General features: G+C 73.0%; 4 protein-coding genes. 1 reads left to right on the top strand and 3 read right to left on the bottom strand.

What is annotated here, in order from left to right; all coding sequences use genetic code 11:
• Positions 1–1,797, bottom strand: a 1,797-nt coding sequence (locus tag L0B03_RS12990) for a DEAD/DEAH box helicase (RefSeq protein WP_250446421.1), incomplete at its 3' end; no start/stop codon positions are given.
• A 250-nt stretch (positions 1,798–2,047) separates the two neighbouring features.
• Positions 2,048–3,580 carry an SDR family oxidoreductase gene (locus L0B03_RS12985; protein ID WP_250446419.1) on the bottom strand — a complete coding sequence of 511 codons (1,533 nt, stop codon included), beginning with the start codon at positions 3,578–3,580 and terminating at the stop codon, positions 2,048–2,050.
• A 145-nt stretch (positions 3,581–3,725) separates the two neighbouring features.
• Here L0B03_RS12985 and L0B03_RS12980 point away from each other — a divergent pair, with 145 nt between their 5' ends.
• Entirely contained in the window at positions 3,726–4,799 is a 1,074-nt protein-coding gene (locus tag L0B03_RS12980) for a low specificity L-threonine aldolase (protein ID WP_250446417.1), read from the top strand.
• A 36-nt stretch (positions 4,800–4,835) separates the two neighbouring features.
• On the opposite strand, the gene L0B03_RS12975 is transcribed toward L0B03_RS12980, so the two are convergent.
• Positions 4,836–5,766: App1 family protein (locus tag L0B03_RS12975; protein ID WP_250446415.1), on the bottom strand; the 931-nt coding region annotated here is incomplete at its 5' end.

Here is a 5,766-nt window from a genome sequence, read left to right as displayed (position 1 = left end):
CCGACCGCGGTCCCGACGGGGCCCGGATCCGGCCGGGCGGTGGTGGGTGCCCTGGTGCGCGGTGGTCCGCGCCGCGGTCCGCTGCCGCGGCCCCTGGTCGACCGCGATGCGCAGGGGGCGCCCTGCGACCCGTGCGCCACCGATGCGGCGGAGGACCTCGGGGGTCATCTCGGTGCTGATGTCGACCAGGCTGAAGGTGGCGAAGATGTCGATCTTCCCCAGGTCCTTGCCCGTGAGGCCACCCTCGCCCGTGATGGCGCCGACGATCGCCTCGGGACGTGCGCCGTGGGTGTGGCCGACGGCGATGCGGTACCGGATGCCGGTCGCTGCCTTGCGCACGGCCGTGCGGGCTCGCTCCTCGCTCGTGAAGGAGATGCGACCGTCCTCCGCCTGGGCGGCTCCGCGTCCGGCTTGGAGCGGCGAGGGCTCGATCTCCTCGCGCGACCCCGGACCCTCGTCACCGACGGCGAGGGCAGCCAGGACGGCTGCCAGGTCGATCGGGTCCATGCCGGTCTCGGCGAGGTGCGCGGTGATCTGCTCGCGGTACATCTCGAGCCGACCGGCGGTGTGCCGGTCGCTCGACCGGCCGAGGAGCTTGGCAACCCGGTGCGCGGACACCTCGGCGGGGGAGGGGACGGTGATCTCCTCGAGCCGCTGACGCGTCGTGCGCTCGATCGCCCGCAGGCGACCCTGCTCGTTGGGGGTCACGAAGGTCAACGCCTCGCCGGTACGACCCGCGCGGCCGGTGCGGCCGATGCGGTGCACGTAGGCCTCGGGCTCACCCGGCACGTCGAAGTTCACGACGAGCCCGATGCGCTCGACGTCCAGGCCGCGTGCGGCCACGTCCGTGGCCACCAGCACGTCCAGGGCCCCGGCCCGCAGCCGCTCGACGATCTTCTCGCGGTCCTTCTGGGCGACGTCGCCCGAGATGGTCGCCGCCGAGATGCCCTTGGCGACCAGTGCGGTGCCGACCTCCTCGGCCGCACCCCGGGTCCGGGTGAAGACGATGGCCGCGTCGGCGTCCGAGGTCGAGAGCACCCTGGTCAGGGCGCCGATCTTGTGCCGGAACGGGACGACGGCGTAGCGCTGCCGCACGTTCGTCACGGTCGAGGACTGCCGTGAGGTGGCGATCTGGACGGGGTTGTTGAGGTGCTGGGCGGCGACCCGCACGATCGGCGGCGGCATCGTGGCCGAGAAGAGCGCGACCTGGCGCCCCTCACGCGGCGCAGCGCCGAAGATCTTCTCGACGTCCTCCGCGAAGCCCATGCGCAGCATCTCGTCGGCCTCGTCCAGGACGAGGAAGCGGATCGCGTCGAGGCGCAGGGTGCGGCGCTCGAGGTGGTCGATCACACGGCCGGGGGTGCCGACCACGACTTGGGCGCCCCGGGCCAGGGCACGCTGCTGAGGCAGGAAGGGGGATCCGCCGTACACGGGGACCACGGTCAGGCCGGGGAGGTGCTTGGCGAAGGTCTCGAGGGCCTCGGCGACCTGCATGGCCAGCTCGCGGGTCGGGGTGAGCACGAGGGCCTGGACCTGGCCGAGCGTCGGGTCGACGGCGGCGAGGAGCGGCAGACCGAAGGCCGCGGTCTTGCCGGTCCCCGTCTGGGCGACGCCGGTGATGTCCCGACCAGCCAGGAGGGCGGGGACCGCCGCGGCCTGGATGGGGGTCGGGCGGGTGAAGCCGAGGTCGAGCACCGCACGCAGCACGGGCTCGGGCAGCCCGAGGTCGACGAGGTCGAGCTCGCGCTCGGCCTCGGGGGAGTCGGTCGCGGGCGTGCTGGGCGCAGCAGAGGGCATGAGGATGTCCAGTCGATCGTCGGGGGGAGCGGCTGGGCCACGAGGGCCCACGGGTCGCCGTCCCGAACCTTCGAGATCGGCCGGTGCCAGGCACCGGCTGCACACAGCCGTCGACGTCGAGGACGCGGACGATTACACACAGGGGAAGCGACAAACTCCACAGGGAAGGCCCCAGTCTAGGGCGCATCGGCCGCCACGGTCGGGCCAGGGACGGTGAGGAGGACCACAGCACCGGGCCTTGTGCGCAGTACTACCAGCCAGATGGCTTGTAGTCCTTGAGGAAGACGCCGTAGAGATCCTCCCCGGCCTCTCCTCGGACGATCGGGTCGTACACCCGGGCGGCGCCGTCCACGAGATCCAACGGGGCGTGGAAGCCCTCCTCGGCGAGGCGGACCTTGGTCGGGTGCGGCCGTTCGTCGGTGATCCACCCGGTGTCGACGCTCGTCATGAGGATGCCGTCGTCCGCGAGCTCGGTGGCGCTCGTCCGGGTCAGCATGTTCACCGCGGCCTTGGCCATGTTGGTGTGCGGGTGGCCCGGGCCCTTGTAGCCCCGGGAGAAGACCCCTTCCATGGCCGAGACGTTGACCACGTAGGTCCGCCGCGCGGGCGAGGCGGCCATCGCACGCCTCAGGCGGCTGACGAGGATGAAGGGGGCTGTCGCGTTGCACAGCTGGACCTCGAGCATCTCGAGGGCGTCGACCTGGTCGACGGTCGCGACCCAGCTGTTCGTCCGAGCCGTGTCCGGGACCAGGCCCCCGGCGTCGATCGCGTCCCCCTGGGCCAGGCGGGTGAGGGAGGAGGACCCGGCCTGGAGCGCCTCCGCGGTGAGCCGTTGCGCGCGACCGACGAGCTGGCCGGACTCGTCGTGGCCGACGGCCCCGTTCCCGACCGAGCCCACGAGGGCCGCAGGGTGGGCGTCGCTCGCATGCTCGAAGGTGATCAGGTGCGGCAGGGGGCCATCAGGCAGGTCGGCCTCCTCGGCCGCGACGAGGGGTGCGTAAGAACCGGCGGAGCGGCGGACGGTCTGGGCCGCGTTGTTGATCAGCACGTCCAGCGGGCCCGCCGAGGCCACCTCGTCCGCCAGGGCCACCACCTGCGCCGGATCGCGCAGGTCCAGACCGACGACGGTCAGCCTGTCGATCCACTCGTCGGCGTCGGGCATGGCGCGGAAGCGACGCACCGCGTCCCGCGGGAAGCGGGTGGTGATCGTCGTGCTGGCTCCGTCTCGCAGGAGGCGCAGGGCGATGTACATCCCGATCTTGGCGCGCCCACCGGTCAGCAGGGCCCTGCGTCCTGTCAGGTCGGTCCGCGCCTCACGCTTCTCGTGATGCATCGCGGCGCAGTCCGGGCACAGCTGGTGGTAGAACGCGTCGACCTGGCTGTAGGGCTCCTTGCACACGTAGCAAGGGCGCGCACGCTGCAGGCTGCCGGCGCTCGCCCCACGTGCGGTCGAGACCAGGGGCAGCCCCGCCGTCTCGTCGTCGATCCTGCGAGGCGATCCCGTCGCGGTGGCCGCGACGACCGCCTCGTCGGCCGCCTGGATCGCCGCCCGACGGTTCAGGCGGCGTTGCTTCTTGACGGCCTTGAAGAGGCGGGCCGTCGCACGCCGCAGCTGCAGGGCGTCGGGGTGGCTGGGGTCGAGGGCCTCGGCGTGGCGCAGCACCTCGAGTGCTCGGGCGAGCTCGGCGGGGTCGATCCCGGAGGCGTCGACCCCAGCAGGGTCGTTCTCGCGGGGGAGCGGCTCGGCGGAGGCGGCCTGCGGGCCACGGTCGTCTGCTGTCATCTCGGGAGAACTGTACGCACGCCACGGTCGCCTGGCCGTGCACGGCCGGGCGGCCTGGTCAGGCTGGGCGACCTGGTCAGGCTGGGCGGCGTGGTCAGGCTGGGCGACGCCGGCCGGGCCGGGCTCCCCTCCGGCTGGTGAGAGGATGACGCGCGTGATCGAGAGCGCCGTCCCCCTCCTGCACGACCCGGACCGCCGCGGCTTCGCCTCGGACAACTACGCGGGCGCGCACCCCGAGGTGCTCGCGGCCCTCAGCACGGTGAACGGCGGGCACGAGTCCGCCTACGGCGCGGACCGCTACACCGCGAGGCTCCACGAGGTCATGGCCCACCACCTAGGTCGCGAGGTCGAGGTCTTCCCCGTGTTCAACGGCACGGGCGCCAACGTCCTCGCCCTGCAGTCGATGCTGCCTCGGTGGGGTGCCGTGATCTGCAGCGAGACCGCTCACATCAACACCGATGAGAACGCCGCCCCCGAGCGGGTCGGTGGCATCAAGCTCCTGACCGTGCCGACCCCTGACGGTCGACTGACCCCCGAGCTCGTGGACCGCCAGGCGCGGGGACGGGGCGACGAGCATCGCGCCCAGCCCCTCGTCGTCTCCCTGACCCAGAGCACCGAGCTCGGCACCTGCTACGGCCCCGAGGAGATCCGGGCGCTGTGCGAGCACGCCCACGGGCTGGGCATGCGGGTGCACATGGACGGCGCCCGTCTGGCCAACGCCGCCGCGAGCCGCGACCTGCCGCTCCGCGCCCTGACGAGCGACGTGGGCGTGGACCTGCTCTCCTTCGGGGGCACCAAGAACGGACTGCTCGGTGCGGAGGCCGTGGTGGTCATCGACCCTGCTGCCTCGGTCGGGCTGACGTACCTGCGCAAGATGAACATGCAGCTCGGCTCGAAGATGCGATTCGTCTCGGCACAGCTCCTCGCCCTGCTCGAGGGCGACCTGTGGTTGCGCTCGGCGGCGCACGCCAACGCGATGGCGCGTCGGCTGCGGGACGCCGTCGCCGAGGTCGAGGGCGTGGAGGTGGTCCGGCCCGTCGAGGCCAACGCCGTCTTCGCCGTCCTGCCGGCCGGGGTCGCCGACCGGCTGCGCGAGCGGTTCCGCTTCTACGACTGGGACCCCTTCACGGGGGAGGTGCGGTGGATGTGCTCCTTCGACACGACCGCTCAGGACGTCGACGCCTTCGCCAGCGCCATCGCCGCTGAGGTCGCCCGCTGAGCGCACCCGTCGGCGGGCGCACCGTTCAGCGGTGCCTCACCCGCGGTCGGTGCGGTGCTGCACCTGGAGCAGGTCGGCGTCGATGAGCCGCAGCGCGAGGGCGTTGCCGTCGCCGCCCTGGACGACCATCGCGCCGCCCGGGGCTGATCGAGGCTCGGTCTGGTCCGTCGGCACCGGTGTGCCGTGGGCGAGGACCTGCTCGGCCGGGGTGAGCTGACGCAGAGCGATGACGTCCACCCGGCCCGGGTGCTCCTCGGCGATCTGCCGGTACACCACCGGGTCGCGCTGCCCGTCGTCCCCGACCAGGACCCAGCGCACCTGCGGCAGCTCGACCATGAGCCGGCGCAGGGCCTGCACCTTGTGCTCCGACCCGGAGCGGAACCAGCCCGAGTTGGTGGGTCCCCAGTCCGTGAGGAGCAGCGGTCCCGCCGGGTACCCCGACCGCTGCAGGAAGCGCCGCAGGGCCGGGGCCACGTTCCAGGCGCCCGTCGAGAGGTAGAAGGTCGGTGCGCCCGGGTTCGCCGCGTGCCAACGTCGGTAGAGCTGCGCCATCCCTGGCACCACCCGACGCGCGCTCTCGTGGAGGACGAGGCTGTTCCAGGCCGCGAGGAGGGGACGAGGGAGGGCGGTGACCATGACGGTGTCGTCGATGTCGCTCAGCAGCGCGGTGCGCTGCTCGGCCCCGATGATCAGGACGGGCGCCTCCACCTCGCCGCCGCCCGCCGAGAGCGTCACGCGGTGCCAGCCAGGGTCGAGGTCCGCCTCGAGCACGGCGTCGACGTACCCGCCGCGGTCGGTCGTCACGGTGCGCCGGTGGCCCCCGATGGTCACGGCGACGGTGGCCGAGGGGATCTGGGCCGTGACGAAGCTGCGCCACCCCCGGACGGCGCGGCGCTCGGCGGCCTCGCCCGTCTCGGTGGCCTCGCCCGCCGCGGTGGTCGGGGGGGCGGGCAGGGCGCAAGTCGGA

The organism is Actinotalea sp. C106, assembly GCF_023630195.1.
In the GTDB taxonomy this organism is placed as follows: domain Bacteria; phylum Actinomycetota; class Actinomycetes; order Actinomycetales; family Cellulomonadaceae; genus Actinotalea.
The sequence above is the reverse complement of the archived record's forward strand: the minus strand, read 5'-3'. Positions and strand labels throughout refer to the sequence as shown.